Source organism: Streptomyces sp. NBC_00568 (genome assembly GCF_026341855.1).
In the GTDB taxonomy this organism is placed as follows: Bacteria; Actinomycetota; Actinomycetes; order Streptomycetales; family Streptomycetaceae; genus Streptomyces.
On the sequence record NZ_JAPENW010000001.1, the window covers coordinates 1,173,425 to 1,189,697 of the forward strand.

A 16,273-nucleotide genomic window follows, 5' to 3' on the forward strand; every position below is an offset into this window, starting at 1 on the left:
TGACGAGCGTTATGCCTTTTGCCTGTTCCGGCGATTTCCGACGACCATTCCGGCCAGGACGAACAGTACGGCGACGAGGAACATGGCCGTACCGATGACGTTGATCTGAACGGGTGTTCCGCGCTGCGCCGAACCCCAGACGAACATGGGGAACGTGACGGTCGAACCCGCGTTGAAATTGGTGATGATGAAATCGTCGAAGGAGAGCGCGAAGGCGAGCAGCGCGCCCGCGGCGATTCCGGGGGCCGCGATGGGCAGGGTCACACGCAGGAAGGTCTGCGCGGGACCGGCGTACAGGTCCTGGGCCGCCTGTTCCAGCCGCGGGTCCATCGACATGACGCGCGCCTTGACGGCCGTCACGACGAAGCTGAGGCAGAACATGATGTGGGCGATCAGGATCGTCCAGAAGCCGAGCTGAGCACCCATGTTGAGGAACAGGGTGAGCAGCGAGGCGGCCATGACGACCTCGGGCATCGCCATCGGCAGGAAGATCAGCGAGTTCACGGTGCCGCGCGCGCGGAAGCGGTAGCGGACCAGCGCGAAGGCGATCATCGTGCCGAGGACGGTGGCCCCGACGGTCGCCCAGAGGGCGATCTGGAGGCTGAGCGAGAGCGAGCCGCACATGTCGGCGACCCCGCACGGATCGCGCCAGGCGTCCGTCGAGAACTGCTGCCACTCGTAATTGAAGCGCCCCTTCGGTTTGTTGAAGGAGAACACCGTGACGACGATGTTGGGCAGCAGCAGATATCCGAGCGTCACCAGACCGGCGATGACGACGAGATGGCGCTTGAGCCAGTTCACGAAGGCCATTTAAACCAGATCCTCCGTCCCGGACTTGCGGATGTAGAGCGTGACCATGATGAGGATCGCGGCCATGAGAATGAACGAGAGCGCCGCGGCCGTCGGATAGTCGAGAATCCGCAGGAACTGGGTCTGGATGACGTTGCCGACCATCCGGGTGTCCGTGGAGCCGAGCAGGTCGGCGTTCACGTAGTCACCGCTGGCGGGGATGAAGGTCAGCAGCGTTCCCGAGACCACACCGGGCATCGACAGCGGGAACGTCACCTTGCGGAAGGTGGTGATCGGCCGCGCGTACAGGTCTCCCGCCGCCTCGTGCAGCCGTCCGTCGATCCGCTCCAGCGAGGTGTAGAGCGGCAGGACCATGAACGGCAGGAAGTTGTACGTGAGTCCGCAGACCACCGCGAGCGGGGTGGCGAGGACGCGGTCCCCGGAGGTGAAGCCGAGCCAGCTGGTGACGTCCAGGACGTGCAGCGAGTTCAGCGCGCCGACGACCGGGCCGCCGTCCGCGAGGATCGTCTTCCAGGCGAGCGTGCGGATCAGGAAGCTGGTGAAGAACGGCGCGATCACCAGGATCATGATCAGGTTCCGCCAGCGGCCCGCGCGGAACGCGATCAGATACGCGAGCGGGTACCCGAGCACCAGACACAGGACCGTCGCGGCGCCGGCGTAGAGCACGGAGCGCAGGAACTGCGGCCAGTAGTCGGTGAGCGCGTCCCAGTACGTCTGGAAGTGCCAGGTGACCTTGAAGCCCTCCTCCAGCGAGCCCGTCTGCACGGACGTGGAGGCCTGGTAGACCATCGGCAGCGCGAAGAAGACGACCAGCCACAGGAGGCCGGGCAGCAGCAGCCAGTACGGGACGAGACGGCCGCGCTTTCTGGGCGGCTTCTCGGCGGGCCGGGGCGCGATCGGTGGCGCCTCCACCTCGGTGACGGTGGCCATCAGGCGGCCTCCTCCTCGGCCGTTTCGACGCCCGCGTCGATGTCCTGGGCGGCGTCGAGGCCGAAGGTGTGCTCCGGGCTCCAGTGCAGGACGACGTCCGCACCGGGGACGAGCCGGGAGTCCCGGTCGATGTTCTGGGCGTAGACCTCGAACTCGGGACAGACGGCGCTGTCGATGACGTACTGCGTGGAGACGCCGATGAAGCTGGAGTCGGCGATCTTGCCGGTGATCCGGTTGCGGCCGGCGGGTATCTCGCCCGCGTCGTCGGCGTGCGTGAGGGAGATCTTCTCCGGGCGGACACCGACCAGGACCTTGCCGCCGGTCGTGGCGGGCGCGGAGCAGCGCGCCCCGGGGAGCACCAGCTTGCCGCCGCCCGCCTTGAGCACGATGTCGTCGCCGCTCCTGGAGTCGACCTCGGCCTCGATGAGGTTCGAGGTGCCGAGGAAGTTGGCGACGAAGGTGGTGTTCGGGTTCTCGTAGAGGTCGGCGGGCGCGCCGAGCTGCTCGACGCGGCCCGCGTTCATCACGGCGACCGTGTCGGCCATGGTCATGGCCTCCTCCTGGTCGTGCGTGACATGGACGAAGGTGATGCCGACCTCGGTCTGGATGCGCTTGAGCTCCAGCTGCATCTGGCGGCGCAGCTTGAGGTCGAGGGCGCCGAGCGGCTCGTCGAGGAGCAGCACCTTGGGGTGGTTGATCAGCGCGCGGGCCACGGCGACACGCTGCTGCTGGCCGCCGGAGAGCTGGTGCGGTTTCTTCCGCGCCTGCTCACCGAGCTGTACGAGGTCGAGCATGTCCCCGACCTGCTTCTTCACCGACTTGATGCCGCGCCGGCGCAGGCCGAAGGCGACGTTCTCGAAGATGTCGAGGTGCGGGAAGAGGGCGTACGACTGGAAGACCGTGTTCACCGGCCGCTTGTAGGGCGGCAGGTTCGTCACGTCCTGCTCGCCGAGCGAGACGGTGCCCGAGGTGGGCTCCTCCAGGCCGGCGATCATCCGCAGGGTGGTGGTCTTGCCGCAGCCCGACGCCCCGAGGAGGGCGAAGAACGAGCCCTGCGGCACGGTCAGGTCGAGAGGGTGCACGGCCGTGAAGGCGCCGTACGTCTTGCTGATCCCGGAGAGGCGGACGTCGCCGCTGTTTTCGTTCGTCATGGTGGTCACGCCCCTGTGAGCTTCGCGAACTTCTCTTCGTAGGCCGTCTCTTCCTTCTGGCTCAACGAGCGGAAGGCGTGGGACTTCGCGGCCATGGCCTTGTCAGGAATGATCAGCGGATTGGTCGCCGCGTCGTTGTCGATCTTCGCGAGGTAGGGCTTCACCCCGTCGACCGGGCAGACGTAGTTGATGTAGGCGGCGAGTTCCGCGGCGGGCTCGGGCTCGTAGTAGTAGTCCATGAGCCGCTCGGCGTTCGTCTTGTGACGGGCCTTGTTGGGGACCAGCATGTTGTCCGTGGACGTCAGGTAGCCGCTGTCCGGGATGAGGAAGTCGACGTCCGGGCTGTCCGCCTTGAGCTGGACGACGTCGCCGGCCCAGGCGAGACAGGCCGCGAGGTCGCCCTTGGTGAGGTCGGACGTGTAGTCGTTGCCGGTGAAGCGGCGTATCTGGCCCTTGTCGACGGCCTTCTGGAGGCGGGCTATCGCCGCGTCGAAGTCGTCGTCGGTGAACTTCGCCGGGTCCTTGCCCATGTCGAGCAGCGTCATGCCGATGCTGTCGCGCATCTCCGAGAGGAAGCCGACGCGCCCCTTGAGCTTGGGGTTGTCGAGCAGATCGGAGACCGACCTGACCTCGACCCCGTCGAGCGCCTTCTTGTTGTAGGCGATGACGGTCGAGATGCCCTGCCAGGGATAGGAGTAGGCACGGCCGGGGTCCCAGTCGGGGTTGCGGAACTGGGCGGACAGGTTGGTGTACGCGTGCGGGAGGTTCGCCGGGTCGAGCTTCTGCACCCAGCCGAAGCGGATCAGCCGCGCGGCCAGCCAGTCGGTCACGACGATCATGTCGCGCCCGGTGTCCTGGCCCGCCGCGAGCTGCGGCTTGATCTTGCCGAAGAACTCGACGTTGTCGTTGATGTCCTCGGTGTACTTGATCTTGATGCCGGTCCGCTCGGTGAACGTGTCCAGCGTGGGGTGGTGCTTCTCGCTGTCGTCGACGTCCATGTACTCGGTCCAGTTGGAGAAGTTGATCGTCTTCTCCTTGGCCGAGTGGTCCTCGGACGAGACGCTGCCCTGGGGCTTGCCGGCCGCGGGGATACCGCAGGCGCTCAGCGTCCCGAGGCCGCCGACGGCGAGCGCGCCGCCCGCCGAGGCGCGCAGCAGCGACCGACGGGTGAGGGAGGCCCTGCCGTTCCGGAAGCTGCGCCGCAAAGCGGCCAGTTGAACCGGGGACAGGCGTTCGGGCTCGTACTGCTCCATGCTCTGGTGCCCTTTCGGAAGGGTCGCGGCCGTGGTCGCGGCCTGGTCTGCCACAGGGCCGTAGCCGGTCGATCGGCTACGGCCGGTCCCCGAAGACCGTGCGGTGCCAGTCCTTCCTGGCGACCGCGGTGTTGTCGAACATGACGTGCTTGATCTGCGTGTACTCCTCGAAGGAGTAGGCGGACATGTCCTTGCCGAAGCCGGACGCCTTGTAGCCGCCGTGCGGCATCTCGCTGATGATCGGAATGTGATCGTTGACCCAGACGCAGCCCGCCTTGATCTCGCGGGTCGCGCGGTTGGCGCGGTAGACGTCGCGGCTCCAGGCAGAGGCCGCGAGTCCGTACGGGGTGTCGTTGGCCAGCGCGATGCCCTCGTCGTCGGTGTCGAAGGGGAGCACGACGAGCACCGGGCCGAAGATCTCGGCCTGCACGATCTCGCTGTCCTGCCCGGCGTCGGCGACGAGCGTGGGCGCATAGTACGCGCCGCTCTTGAGCTCCCCCTGTGGGGCTTCTCCGCCGGTGACCACGCGCGCGTAGCCACGGGCCCGGTCGACGAATCCGGCGACGCGGTCGCGCTGGGCGTGCGAGATCAGCGGGCCGAGGTCGGTGTCCGGCGCGAACGGGTCGCCCACGCGGACACTCGCCATCAGGGCGCCAGTGCGCTCCACGAACGCCTCGTAGAGCGGCCGCTGCACGTACGCGCGCGTGGCGGCCGTGCAGTCCTGGCCGGTGTTGATGAGCGAACCGGCGACCGCGCCGTGCACGGCGGCCTCCAGATCCGCGTCGTCGAAGACGAGGAAGGGTGCCTTGCCGCCGAGCTCCAGGTGGAGGCGCTTGACGGTCGAGGTGGCGATCTCCGCGACGCGCTTGCCGACGGCGGTCGATCCGGTGAAGGAGGTCATGGCGACGTCGGGGTGCCCGACGAGATGCTCACCGGCCTCCTTGCCCAGACCCGTGACGATGTTGATGACCCCGTCCGGGATTCCCGCGTGCGTGGCCGCCTCGGCGAACAGCAGGGAGGTGAGCGGGGTCAGCTCCGCGGGCTTCAGCACGATCGTGTTGCCGGCCGCGATCGCCGGGAGGATCTTCCAGGCGGCCATCTGGAGCGGGTAGTTCCAGGGCGCGATGGACCCGACGACACCGATGGGTTCCCGGCGTACGTACGAGGTGTGGTCGCCGGAGTACTCACCGGCCGACTGGCCCTGCAGATGCCGGGCGGCGCCCGCGAAGAAGGCGGTGTTGTCGATGGTCCCCGGCACGTCGAACTCGCGGGTCAGCTTGAGGGGCTTTCCGCACTGCAGCGACTCCGCCTGGGCGAACTCCTCGGCGCGCTCCGCGAGCACGGCGGCGAAGCGGTGCAGGGCGTCGGAGCGCTCGCCGGGGGTGGTGCCCGCCCAGCCGGGGAACGCCTCGCGGGCGGCCGCGACGGCCGCGTCCACGTCGGCGGTGCTCGCCAGCTCGTACGTGTACACCTCTTCGCCGGTGGCGGGGTTCACGACCGCGTGCGTGCGGCCGGAGGTCCCCTTGGTCAGGCGGCCTCCGATGTACTGCGCGCCGTCCGCGAGGCGGTCCTGCGCCTGGAAGCGATGGCCCGGATTGTGCATGTCGCTCTCCTCCGCCGTCCTCCCCGTCGGGACGGGGGTGGGCGTAGCTCCAGCTCGATTTGAGTGCCGATCCTGACAGAGCAAAGGGACTCCAACAAGTGATTCCGTTGTTGCCTTTTGGTTACGCGACGGAATCCTTCGACCAGGTGTCGAGTCGTTCAGAAAAAGGCGGGACGGAATGTCAGTGGTGCGTGCCACAGTGGCGTGCATGGGGAAGATCGATACGCGGGAAGCACTGGTCAGTGCGGTTCAGTCGGGGACGCCGGTGAAGTACCTGCACTTCTGGGGTCACCGCCCGCGGCCGGACGGCCGGCTGGGGTCGAGCTGTCTCAGCCAGTGGTGGCCGTCACCCTTCGTGGTCGAAGGTGTCACCTACGCGACGGCGGAGCACTGGATGATGGCGTCCAAGGCACGCCTCTTCGGCGACGCCGAGGCCGAGCGGCAGGCGATCGAGGCTCCGAACCCCGCGCTCGCCAAGAAGGCCGGGCGTCTGGTGCGCGACTTCGACAACGCCGTGTGGGAGCGCGAGCGGTTCGAGATCGTCGTCGAGGGCAGCGTCCACAAGTTCGGCGCCCACCCCGGACTGCGGGCGTTCCTGCTGGGCACGGGCGGACGCGTACTGGTGGAGGCGAGCCCCATGGACCGGATATGGGGCATCGGCCTCGCCGCGACCGACGACGGGGCTTCGGACCCCCGCCGCTGGCAGGGACCCAATCTCCTGGGCTTCGCCCTGATGGAGGCCCGCGACCGACTGCGGTAGCCGCGGTGACGGCCGGAGCCGGGGGCCTGGGGGCGGGGATGACGCTCGCGCGCGCCCCGGACGGCCGTGCACGCTACCGCCGCCGGCGGCGGAGCACGGTCGGCGGTAGTCCGGCGACAGCGGCCCTGCCGCGAGTCCGCGGACGGGGGGACCGGACAGCGACTCCCACCGACAGCCGGTCGGCCGGCGGCAGGAGGGCTGTCCCGGGGGCCGGTCCCCGGCTCCCGGCGGGGCAGTCGCCGGGTGCGCCGCTCTGCGGATGCGTCGGCGCCTTGACCAACTGAAACTGTCCGTGTGAGTCGCACCTTCGCAGCACGGAACGAAGCCGCGCCCCCGGCGCCCCGCGCCCCGCGCCAGTCGCTGGCCCTCGCGGCCATGCTCTTCGCGGTGGCGATGACGTTCATCGACCAGACGATCGTGTCCATCGCGGCGCCGGACATCGTCCGCGAGCTGGGACTGTCGGCCTCCGGAATGCAATGGGTGGTCAACGCCTACCTGCTGTCGCTGGCCGCGTTCTTCGCCCTCGGCGGGCGTCTGGCGGACCTGCTGGGACCACGCCGTGTCGTCGTGGCCGGGACCCTGGTGTTCGTCATCTCGTCGGTGCTCTGCGGATGCGTGCCCGAGGGGGACTTCGCACAGACCTGGCTGATCATTTTCCGGGCGACACAGGGCTTGGGGGCCGCTCTCCTCTTCCCCGCGGCACTCGCCGTGGTCGTGGCCGTGTTCCCGGTGGACCGGCGTGGCCGGGCGCTGGCCTTGTTCTTCGGGCTGTCCGGGGCGCTGACGGCCATCGGCCCGCTGCTGGGCGGCTGGCTCACGGCATGGACCTGGAGAGCGATCTTCTGGGTCAACGTGCCCGTCGCCGTCGTGGCCCTGATCCTGACCGTGATGGCGCGTATCCCCGACCGGCGGCGCGACGAGTCGCTGGACCGCGTCGGGGCCCTGCTGATCGCGGTGGGCATGGGTCTGAGCGTGCTCGGTTTCCAGCAGGCCGCGGCCTGGGGCTGGGACAGCCCGGCGACCTGGGGCTGCATCGCGGGCGGCCTGGCGGTACTGGTCCTCTTCTGGCGCTACGAGGGAGGCAGGCGCCACCCGCTGGTCAACCTGGCGGTCTTCCGGGACAAGGCGTTCACCGTGGACTCCCTGGTGCTCTTCTTCGCCATGCTCGCCTTCGTGCCGGTCTTCTTCTTCGCCTCGGTGTACGCACAGGTCTCCCTCAGCGCCTCGCCCAACCAGGCGGCCCTCTACCTGCTGTACTTCTTCGCGGGCTTCGCGATCGCCTCCCAGTGGGGCGGCCGGATGCTGGACAAGCGGGGCGCACGGCCGGCCATGAAGATCGGCACCGCCCTGGGCGCCGTCGGATTCGCCCTCTGGGCCGGCAAGCTGACCGACCTGTCCATGCACGACCAGTGGCCCTACGTGGCCCTCGCGGGCGCGGGCATCGGTTTCATCCTGGCTCCCGCGTCCACGGATGCCGTCAACCGGTCCATCGGAGCCTCGTACGGCGAGGTCACCGGGATCACGCAGACCGTGCGCAACTACGCGGCGAGTGTGGGCCTGGCCGTCTTCGGGACCATCCTCGCCCACAACATGACGGACAACGTCGTGTCGACGCTCCGGTCCCGCGGCCTGACGTCGGCCGAGGCCCACGGAGTGGCCAACGGCATCGCCGAGGCGGTCACGGGCAACGCCGACGCGCAGCAGCCCACCGGCGGCGGCCGCACCGCCGAGGTCATGCGCGAGGCGATGCCGAGCGTGCGGATGGACTTCGCCGAGGCCAACCAATGGGTCTTCTACGCCATGTCCGTCGCGCTGGCCGTCGGGTTCCTCTGCGCCCTGCGCCACCCCGGAGACCGGGGAAAGGCGGCCGCGGGCGACGAACCCCCGGCAGCCGCCTGACACGCCCTCCCGGCACAGCCGCGGCGGCTCATCGCCGGTGCGTCACCAGCGAGGTGGAGAAGCCGTAGTCGCCGCCCGGGTCCTCGCTGCCGTTGTCGTCCGGCGCGACGATGATGATGACGAGCAGGGCGACGGCGAGGACGATGCCGACGGCTCCGCAGATGACCCCGGCCAGCGCCTGCCCCGGATTCGTCGCCTCACCCCGGCGTGCCTTCCCCCGGCCGATCAGACCGAAGATCACGGCGAGGATGCCCAGCACGATCGCCAGCGGCCACGCGCAGAACAGCACCGCCGCGATGATGCCCAGCACCAGACCGGCGGTCCCCATCCCATTGCTCGGCATGGGCTGCATCATGGGCCAGCCGTAGCCCGGTGCGCCCGGGTGGGCGAAACCCGGACGGGCCGCGCCGTACTGGGGATAGCCGTAGCCGTACGGGAGCCGACCCGGGCCGTCGGGGGCGATCGGCGGCGGGGGGACGTGCTCGCCGGGAGCGGGCTGCGGGTACGGGGTGTGGGCCCCCGGCGGTGCGAAGGGGCTGTCCATGGAGGGGCCGCCGAGGCTTCCCGGGCCGGGCGGCACCGGTGCGCCGGGGAACGAGGTGATCGTCGGCAGGCCGTACACCGGAGGAGGCGTGGCACTCCCCAGCGCACTCCCCGTGGACGAAGCGATCACTTCGGGCGGCGCCCAGGGACGGGGCTCCTCCGCGGGCGGCGCCCAGGGGTTGGGCTCCTCCTCGGGCGGCGCCCAGGGGTTGGGCTCGGAGTCCCGGCCGACGGCGGGCTTCCCGAGGGAGACCCGGGCTTCGGGGGCGACGGCAGAAGCCGCAGGGGCCGAACGGGGCGGGGTGCCCTGCCCGGGCACGGAACCCTTCGGCACGTCACCACCCTTCGGCCCGTCACCGAACGCGCTGTCCACCCACCGCGCGCTCTCCTCCGGCGCGGAATCCGGACCACCGGCCACCGGAGGCGCCGCGGGGTCCGGGGCGTCGGCCGGTGCACTGTCCGCTCCGGGTATCGCGTCCGTGGGCTCGGGTATCGCGTCGGTGGGTTCGGGTGTCGCGTCCGTGGGCTCAGGTATCGCGTCGGTGGATTCGGGTATCGCGTCCCTGGGCTCCGCACCCGGCGCGGCGTCCGCCACGGAGGGCCCGTTCCGTGCGGGCGTCGGGTTCCCGTCGCCCGGCGCGGTCGACGCGTCCCCCTCGCCCGGCGGAGCCCACGCGCCCGCGTCGCGTGGCGCATTCGGCCTCTGGGCGTCGTCGGACATGCGCGAGGTCCCCTCTGTCGTACGTTCGGTCATGCTACGACCCGGGTGCGGCCGGCGGATCTCCGTACTCTTCCTCGGCTTCGGCGTGTACGGACTCTTCCGTGCCGGTGCCCGGCACGACGGCCCACGCCGGACACACCGGGCCCGCACGGCGGTGGGCCGCCTACGATGATCCCCGAGTCATCGATCAGCCGATCACCCGCGTCCCGCCGAGTACGGCCCGGCGACGCCGTTCCGGGGAGGAACCCCTTGACCGAGCACATCACCGCACGCGACGAAGCCCGCGACCTGCACTCCTTCATCGCCGGGCTGCCCAAGGCCGAACTGCACGTCCACCACGTCGGTTCCGCCTCCCCGCGCATCGTGTCCGCTCTCGCCGCCCGCCACCCCGACTCCCGGGTGCCGACCGACCCCGAGGCGCTCGCGGACTACTTCACGTTCACGGACTTCGCCCACTTCATCCAGGTGTACCTGTCCGTCGTCGACCTCATCCGCACCCCCGAGGACGTACGGCTGCTGACGTACGAGGTCGCGCGGGACATGGCGCGCCAGCAGGTGCGCTACGCCGAACTGACGATCACTCCGTGGTCCTCCACGCGGCGCGGGATCGACGAGCTCGCCTTCATGGACGCGATCGAGGACGCCCGCAAGGCCGCCGAGACGGAACTAGGTGTCGTCCTGCGCTGGTGCTTCGACATTCCGGGCGAGGCCGGACTCGAGGCGGCCGAGGAGACCGTGCGGCTCGCGACCGACGACCGGCTGCGGCCGGAGGGACTCGTCTCCTTCGGACTCGGCGGACCCGAAGTCGGCGTGCCGAGGCCGCAGTTCAAGCCGTACTTCGACCGTGCCCGCGCCGCCGGACTGCGATCGGTGCCGCACGCCGGTGAGACGACGGGCCCGGAGACGGTCTGGGACGCGCTGAACTTCCTGGGCGCCGAGCGCATCGGCCACGGCACCAGCTCCGCCGGGGACCCGAAACTGCTCGCCCATCTCGCCGAGCGCGGCATCGCCCTGGAGGTCTGCCCGACCTCGAACATCGCCACCCGCGCGGTGCGCACCCTCGAAGAGCACCCTCTCAAGGACTTCGTGGCGGCCGGGGTGACGGTCACCGTCAACTCCGACGACCCGCCGATGTTCGGCACCAACCTCAACTCCGAGTACGCGGTCACCGCCCGCCTCCTCGGCCTCGACGAGCAGGGTCTCGCGGCGCTCGCCGGGAACGCGGTGCGGGCCTCGTTCCTCGACGAGGCCGGCAAGGCGAAACTCGCCGCGGAGATCGACACCTACACCGCGACCTGGCTCGCGCTCTGACCCGGCACATCCCACCCAGCACAATGGGCACATGCGCACCGTGACCGCAGTCGCCCACCGCGGCGACCCCTACCGCGCCCGCGAGAACACCATCGACTCGTTGCGTTCCGCGCTCCACCAGGGCGCGGACGCCGTCGAGATCGACGTACGGCTGACCCGCGACCGCGTACCCGTACTGCTGCACGACGAGACGCTCAAGCGCCTGTGGGACCACGACCGGCCGCTGGGCTCGCTCTCCTGGGACGAGGTGCGCGGGCTCACGGCGGGCGGGGTGCCGACGCTGGCGGAGGCCCTGGGGGCGACCGGCGACACACGGGTCATGGTCGATCTGCCGGGACCGGTGGACGCGGGGGCCGTACGCGAGGTCGTGGACGTGGTGCGGGCGTGCGGGGCGGAGGAGCGTGTGTACTACTGCGCCGCGGCACCCGCCATGCTCGCGGTGCGGGCCGTCGACCCGTCCGCGGAGATCGCGCTGACCTGGACGACCCTGGCACCGCCGCGCCCGGCGCTGCTCGACGCCGTACGGCCGCGCTGGCTCAACTACCGCTTCAGTCTGGTGAACCGGGATCTCGCGGCCCGCGTCCACCGCGACGGCCACCTGCTCTCCGCGTGGACCCCGGACACCCGTCGCTCGATGCGCCGGCTGCTCGACATGGGGGTCGACTCGATCACGACCAACCGCATCGACGCGCTGACCGCCCTGCGCAGGGACTGAGCCGGAGGACGGACAGGCCCGCGCAGGCGACGGCGATGGCGATGGCGAAAGGACCGGAGTTCGCGCCGACCGCGCTCAGACAGCGGGCGCCGGAGCGCCCGCCCGGTCCGGGGTGAGCGCCTCCAGACGCTTGATCCTCTTCCGTACGACGTACAGGGGGATCACCCCGAAGATCCCGAAGGACATGTCGACGACCGTCCACCAGAAGGGAATTCCGCGGATCGGTCCGCAGATCAGGGCCAGCGGGACGATGCCGGCACAGGCGATCATCCCGAACTCGACGACCCAGATGTTGCGGACCGGATCGCGGTACGGACCGTAGAAGGCGACCGCGATCACCAGGTGGGCGAACGCCAGCCAGTCCGTTCCGTAGAGCAGGAACGGGTACTGGGAGTCGGCGTCGTCGAGGCCGTGCCGCACCCGCACGATCCAGTCCATCAGGGCGGGCAGGTGCTCCGGCACGGACAGGGACCGCAACAGGTCCTCGGTCCAGTGGAGTTCGTGCACCAGCGGGAAGGCCGTGGCGCCACTGAGCACCAGGCTGACGACGAAAAAGACAAGCCACGCACGGATGCCCTTGAGCAGGGCGGCTCTGTCGCTCATGCCTGGAGCGTACGCCCCGACTTGAACGTGTTCAAAACCGCCCCCGCCCGGGGCTCCGACGACTCAGGCGCCGCTCTCGCGCAGCATGTCCTCGCGCTCGACGATCTTCACGCGCTCGCGGCCCTGCGGTTCGCCCAGCGCCTTCTCCGCGGCGTCCAGCCGGTACCAGCCGTCCCACGTGGTGAAGCGCACGTCCCGCTCGCCGAGGAAGGCGTCCACGGCGGCCGGCTCGGGCGAAGAGGGGGCGAGCAGACGGCCGTTGGCGTGGTCGTCGAGCAGGCTGGCGACCGTCTCGTTGGCGTCGCCCTTGGTGTGACCGATCAGACCGATGGGACCACGCCGGATCCAGCCGGTGACATACGTGGACCGCAGGTGCTCGCCGGAGTCCTCCAGCACACGGCCGGCCGCGTCCGGCACCGTGCCCGAGTCGACGTCCCAGGGCAGCTTGGGCAGGCTGTCGGAGAGGTAGCCCACGGCGCGGTAGACCGCGGTGACGTCCCAGTCCTTGAACTCGCCGGTGCCCTTGACGTTCCCGGTGCCGTCGAGGGCGGTGCGCTCGGTGCGCAGGCCGACGACCTCGCCGTTCTCGCCGAGGATCTCGGTCGGCGACTCGAAGAAGTGCAGGAACAGCTTGTGCGGGCGGTCGCCCGCGTCGCGGATGGCCCAGTTCTCCAGGGTCTTGGCGACCATGTCGGCCTGCTTGTTGCCGCGCCGGGTGGCGATCGAACCCTCGTCGTAGTCGATGTCCTCGGGGTCGACGATGACCTCGATGTTCGGCGAGTGGTCCAGCTCGCGCAGCTCCATCGGGCTGAACTTCGCCTGCGCCGGACCGCGGCGGCCGAAGACATGGACCTCGAGCGCCTTGTTGGCCTTGAGGCCCTCGTGGACGTTCGGCGGGATCTCGGTGGGCAGCAGCTCGTCCGCGGTCTTGGCGAGGATGCGGGCCACGTCCAGCGCCACATTGCCGACACCGAGGACGGCGACCTTCTCCGCCTCCAGCGGCCAGGTGCGCGGGACGTCCGGGTGACCGTCGTACCAGGAGACGAAGTCCGCCGCGCCGTACGAGCCGTCGAGTTCGATGCCGGGAATGTCGAGGGCCCGGTCGGCCGTGGCGCCCGTGGAGAAGATCACCGCGTCGTAGAAGGCGCGCAGATCGTCGAGGTTGATGTCCCTCGGGTAGTCGACGTTGCCGAAGAGGCGGATCTGCGGCTTGTCGAGCACCTGGTGCAGGGCGGTGATGATGCCCTTGATCCGGGGATGATCGGGGGCGACGCCGTACCGGATGAGACCGAACGGGGCCGGCATCCGCTCGAACAGGTCGATGGAGACACCGGGCTCGACGGCCACTGCGGATTTCAGCAGCGCGTCGGCGGCGTAGATTCCGGCGGGGCCGGCTCCGACAATGGCTACCCGCAGAGGGCGAGGCATGATCAGATTCCCTTCGAGCAGGGGCAGAGGACTCGACGGGAAGCCTAAACTGAGGCAAACCTAAGTCAGTAGGCGGGTCGGGGCTATGACCTCATAAGGCTGACTTATGGGTGATCAAGGTCCGCTTTATGGGTGGCCGGAAAAACCGGCCGGAGGCCTTGCCGCCCGCTCCACCCGCCTACCGCTGGACCGCCCTCGAAGGGGTGGGGTTCGCCCCGGTCCGGACGGCGGACGGCTCGACGGACGCGGAGGTGGGCGTCGCCGACGGCGGCCCGGTGCGCGTGGGCGAGCGGGTCGACCCGGCGGAGCCGGGCGCGGTGCTCGGGGCCGAGGTCCGGTCGGAGCCGCGGGGCGCGCTGGGGCGGGGGCTGACGCGCCCGGGCGACACCGACGGCGTGGGCTCGGCCGACGGACTGCTCGCGGACGGCGGGGCCAGCGGAACCACCGGGGACACGGGCGACTCCGGTGCCGCCGACCGGAGCGGCAGCGCGACCAGGGCACCGACGGCACAGGCCAGGCCGGCTCCGGCCGCGGCACGCAGCAGCCGGCGGCGGGCGGCACCCCGGCGGATCGCCTCGTAGCGGCCGGGCGGTGGACCCAGGTAGTCGGAGGGGGGCCGCATGATGACGGCGAGCGGGTCCTCCGCGTCGAAGTCCGGACCATCGTCAGAGTGTGTGATCAAGACTTCTCCTCAGGTGGGCGCGGAGCAGTTCGCGGGCCGCGTGGAGATCGGCCTTGACGGTGCCTTCCTTGCGCCCGGTCAGCACGGACACCTCCCGGATCGGCATGTCAGCGTAGTAGTGCAGCAGGATCGGGACGCGCAGCCGTTCGGGCAGCGACTGCACGAGCAGACGTACCGACGGATCGGCCTGTTCGTTCCGCGGGCGGACGGCGGCCTCGGCGGTCGCCCGGTGCACGGCCCGTCGCTCCCGCTCCAGCTTGCGCCAGTGGTCCCGGACGAGGTTGGCCGCGGTGACGTAGAGGAACCCCCGCGGCTCGGCCACGGAGGTCCAGCGGGCCCAGAGCCGGGTGAACGCCTCCGAGGCGATCTCGTGGGCCGTCTCGTCGTCGTCGACGAGACGGCGGCACCAGCCGGCGAGGCGCGGATAGAGGGCGGCGAACAGCTCGGACGCCGCCTTCTCACGGGACCCTTTCAACACTCTCCATGGTCGTGACAGGACTCGAAGGGAAGGATCCCGGGCCGCGGGCGTACGGTCCATCGGCCCAGGATCCCGCCTCCGCGTCCGCGGGGGACCCGGAGGCTGCGACGGGGAACGCGGCGGTCGCGCGGGCGGACCGGCCGCCCGGCGCCCGGCGCCCCGCCGGCCGCGCGTCAGGGGCTCGCGGAGCTCAGCGCCGCGAACACGATCACGTTGTCGAGGTAGCCGCCTCCGGAACGGGCACCGCCGCAGGTGATGAGCCGCAGCTCCGGGCGGTCCACGTCGCCGTAGACCGCGTCGGCCGGGAAGTCGGCCTTGGCGACCGTGCGTACGGCGCCGACGGCGAACTCCGCCGACCCGCCGTTCTCCAGGCGCACCACGATCCGGTCCCCGAGGCGCAGGCGCGCGAGGTGACGGAAGACGCCGTCCCCGTACGCGCCGACCGTGACATGACCGAGGATCACCGACGGACCGGTCTGCCCCGGGGTCGGCGAGTGCCGGTACCAGCCGGCCCGGTCGTGGGCCGCGATCGGGGGCACCTGCACGCTGCCGTCCGGGGCCAGCCCGAGCCGCATGACCGGGGTGTCGACCCCGATGGCCGGTATCCGGAGCCGGACCGGGACCGAACGCCCCCGTGGATGCGCCGGCTTCGCGACGGAAGGCGAAGCCGGCGGCGTGCTCCCGGACCGCGCGGTCGCGCCCCGGCCGGCCGGGTGGCCGCCGCACCCGACGAGCAGCCCGGCCGCCGCCGCGGTGACGAACGCGCGCCTGGAGAAGGGCGTCATGCCCCGGTCGCCCGCCGGCGGCGTACGACGAGAACCGCCGCGCCTCCGACGGCGAACACCGCCGCGGCACTCCCGCCGATCAGCCCGCCCTGCCCGGCGGAGTTCGCCGCCGTCGGCGCCACACCGGTGTCGGGCGCTCCGCTCGGCCGCACGGAGACCTGCCCCGGGGACGGCACCCGCGTCGGTACGGCGCTCGGGGCGGCGGTGGGCGTGCGGGTCGCGGCGGAGCTCGCCGGGGCCGGCGCGGCCGTGACACTCGGACGGCTCGTGGGGCTCGGGGACGTCCCGTCGGCGAACGCGGGCACCGTGCCCACCAGCACGGCGGTGCACGCGAGTGCCGTGGCACTGAAGACGGTTCGGCGCATGAGTCGCTCTCTTTCGTCGGTCCGCCCGCCCGTTGGCACGGCGGGCTGCGTTACGGATCGAGCGGAGAGACGAGGCGGCGACGGACGGGGTTGTAAAGAGACGGCAAAGCCGCGGTGCGGAAGCCGCGCCGTGCGGGAACTCGGCCGCACCGGCGGCCGTCCGCGTCCGTCCTGGTGCCAATCTCCCCCGTTCGCCTGCGGTGTTGACGCGACCGTATGGGAGCACGTGACCTATT

At 70.7% G+C, this 16,273-nt stretch carries 15 protein-coding genes and 1 pseudogene; 5 read left to right on the top strand and 11 right to left on the bottom strand.

The genetic code is table 11. The features are described 5' to 3' along the window. Nucleotides 1–9 precede the first annotated feature (9 nt). The 5 genes from OOK38_RS04845 to OOK38_RS04865 form a co-directional block, all read right to left on the bottom strand. Nucleotides 10–810: an ABC transporter permease gene (locus tag OOK38_RS04845; protein WP_266763303.1), complete on the bottom strand. Its 801-nt coding sequence runs from the start codon at nucleotides 808–810 to the stop codon at nucleotides 10–12. Beyond that, nucleotides 811–1,740 carry an ABC transporter permease gene (locus OOK38_RS04850; RefSeq protein WP_266763302.1) on the bottom strand — a complete coding sequence of 310 codons (930 nt, stop codon included), beginning with the start codon at nucleotides 1,738–1,740 and terminating at the stop codon, nucleotides 811–813. It abuts the gene before it with no gap. After that, the gene (locus OOK38_RS04855) at nucleotides 1,740–2,900 is read right to left on the bottom strand and encodes an ABC transporter ATP-binding protein (protein WP_266763301.1); all 1,161 of its coding nucleotides are present in this window, start codon (nucleotides 2,898–2,900) and stop codon (nucleotides 1,740–1,742) included. Before OOK38_RS04855 ends, OOK38_RS04850 begins: the two co-directional genes overlap by 1 nt. Next, on the bottom strand, nucleotides 2,897–4,144 hold the full coding sequence (locus OOK38_RS04860) for a spermidine/putrescine ABC transporter substrate-binding protein (protein ID WP_266763300.1): 1,248 nt from the start codon (nucleotides 4,142–4,144) through the stop codon (nucleotides 2,897–2,899). The genes OOK38_RS04855 and OOK38_RS04860 overlap by 4 nt, the downstream gene beginning before the upstream one ends. Nucleotides 4,145–4,220: 76 nt before the next feature. Next, a complete protein-coding gene (locus OOK38_RS04865; protein WP_266763299.1) occupies nucleotides 4,221–5,747 on the bottom strand; it encodes a gamma-aminobutyraldehyde dehydrogenase in 1,527 nt (508 codons plus the stop codon). A gap of 208 nt (nucleotides 5,748–5,955) precedes the next feature. On the opposite strand from OOK38_RS04865, the gene OOK38_RS04870 reads away from it, so the two are divergent. Continuing rightward, a complete protein-coding gene (locus tag OOK38_RS04870; RefSeq protein ID WP_266763298.1) occupies nucleotides 5,956–6,507 on the top strand; it encodes an NADAR family protein in 552 nt (183 codons plus the stop codon). Between the two features lie 375 nt (nucleotides 6,508–6,882). Beyond that, nucleotides 6,883–8,406 (top strand): MFS transporter, encoded by a 1,524-nt coding sequence (locus OOK38_RS04875; RefSeq protein WP_266765883.1) that lies wholly within the window; start codon nucleotides 6,883–6,885, stop codon nucleotides 8,404–8,406. Nucleotides 8,407–8,434: 28 nt separating this feature from the next. Here OOK38_RS04875 and OOK38_RS04880 read toward each other — a convergent pair whose 3' ends face one another. Continuing rightward, entirely contained in the window at nucleotides 8,435–9,670 is a 1,236-nt protein-coding gene (locus tag OOK38_RS04880) for a DUF4190 domain-containing protein (protein WP_266763297.1), read from the bottom strand. Between the two features lie 107 nt (nucleotides 9,671–9,777). Between OOK38_RS04880 and OOK38_RS04885 the strand changes: the two are divergent. Then, nucleotides 9,778–10,981, top strand: a pseudogene (locus OOK38_RS04885) (adenosine deaminase). Nucleotides 10,982–11,012: 31 nt separating this feature from the next. Further along, complete coding sequence (locus tag OOK38_RS04890) at nucleotides 11,013–11,696, top strand: glycerophosphodiester phosphodiesterase (RefSeq protein ID WP_266763295.1); 684 nt, start codon at nucleotides 11,013–11,015, stop codon at nucleotides 11,694–11,696. A gap of 75 nt (nucleotides 11,697–11,771) precedes the next feature. Here the strand turns inward: OOK38_RS04890 and OOK38_RS04895 are convergent, their stop codons facing one another. Further along, nucleotides 11,772–12,299 (bottom strand): hypothetical protein, encoded by a 528-nt coding sequence (locus OOK38_RS04895; protein ID WP_266763294.1) that lies wholly within the window; start codon nucleotides 12,297–12,299, stop codon nucleotides 11,772–11,774. A gap of 63 nt (nucleotides 12,300–12,362) precedes the next feature. Then, nucleotides 12,363–13,727 (bottom strand): FAD-dependent oxidoreductase, encoded by a 1,365-nt coding sequence (locus OOK38_RS04900; RefSeq protein ID WP_266763293.1) that lies wholly within the window; start codon nucleotides 13,725–13,727, stop codon nucleotides 12,363–12,365. A gap of 128 nt (nucleotides 13,728–13,855) precedes the next feature. Between OOK38_RS04900 and OOK38_RS34495 the strand changes: the two genes are divergently transcribed. Continuing rightward, nucleotides 13,856–14,308, top strand: a complete 453-nt coding sequence (locus OOK38_RS34495) for a hypothetical protein (protein ID WP_323178782.1) — start codon at nucleotides 13,856–13,858, stop codon at nucleotides 14,306–14,308. Between the two features lie 84 nt (nucleotides 14,309–14,392). On the opposite strand, the gene OOK38_RS04910 is transcribed toward OOK38_RS34495, so the two are convergent. The 3 genes from OOK38_RS04910 to OOK38_RS04920 form a co-directional block, all read right to left on the bottom strand. After that, nucleotides 14,393–14,884: an RNA polymerase sigma factor gene (locus OOK38_RS04910; protein WP_266763291.1), complete on the bottom strand. Its 492-nt coding sequence runs from the start codon at nucleotides 14,882–14,884 to the stop codon at nucleotides 14,393–14,395. Between the two features lie 176 nt (nucleotides 14,885–15,060). Further along, complete coding sequence (locus OOK38_RS04915) at nucleotides 15,061–15,672, bottom strand: class F sortase (RefSeq protein WP_266763290.1); 612 nt, start codon at nucleotides 15,670–15,672, stop codon at nucleotides 15,061–15,063. After that, the gene (locus OOK38_RS04920; RefSeq protein ID WP_266763289.1) at nucleotides 15,669–16,037 is read right to left on the bottom strand and encodes a Tat pathway signal sequence domain protein; all 369 of its coding nucleotides are present in this window, start codon (nucleotides 16,035–16,037) and stop codon (nucleotides 15,669–15,671) included. The genes OOK38_RS04915 and OOK38_RS04920 overlap by 4 nt, the downstream gene beginning before the upstream one ends. Nucleotides 16,038–16,273: the final 236 nt, after the last annotated feature.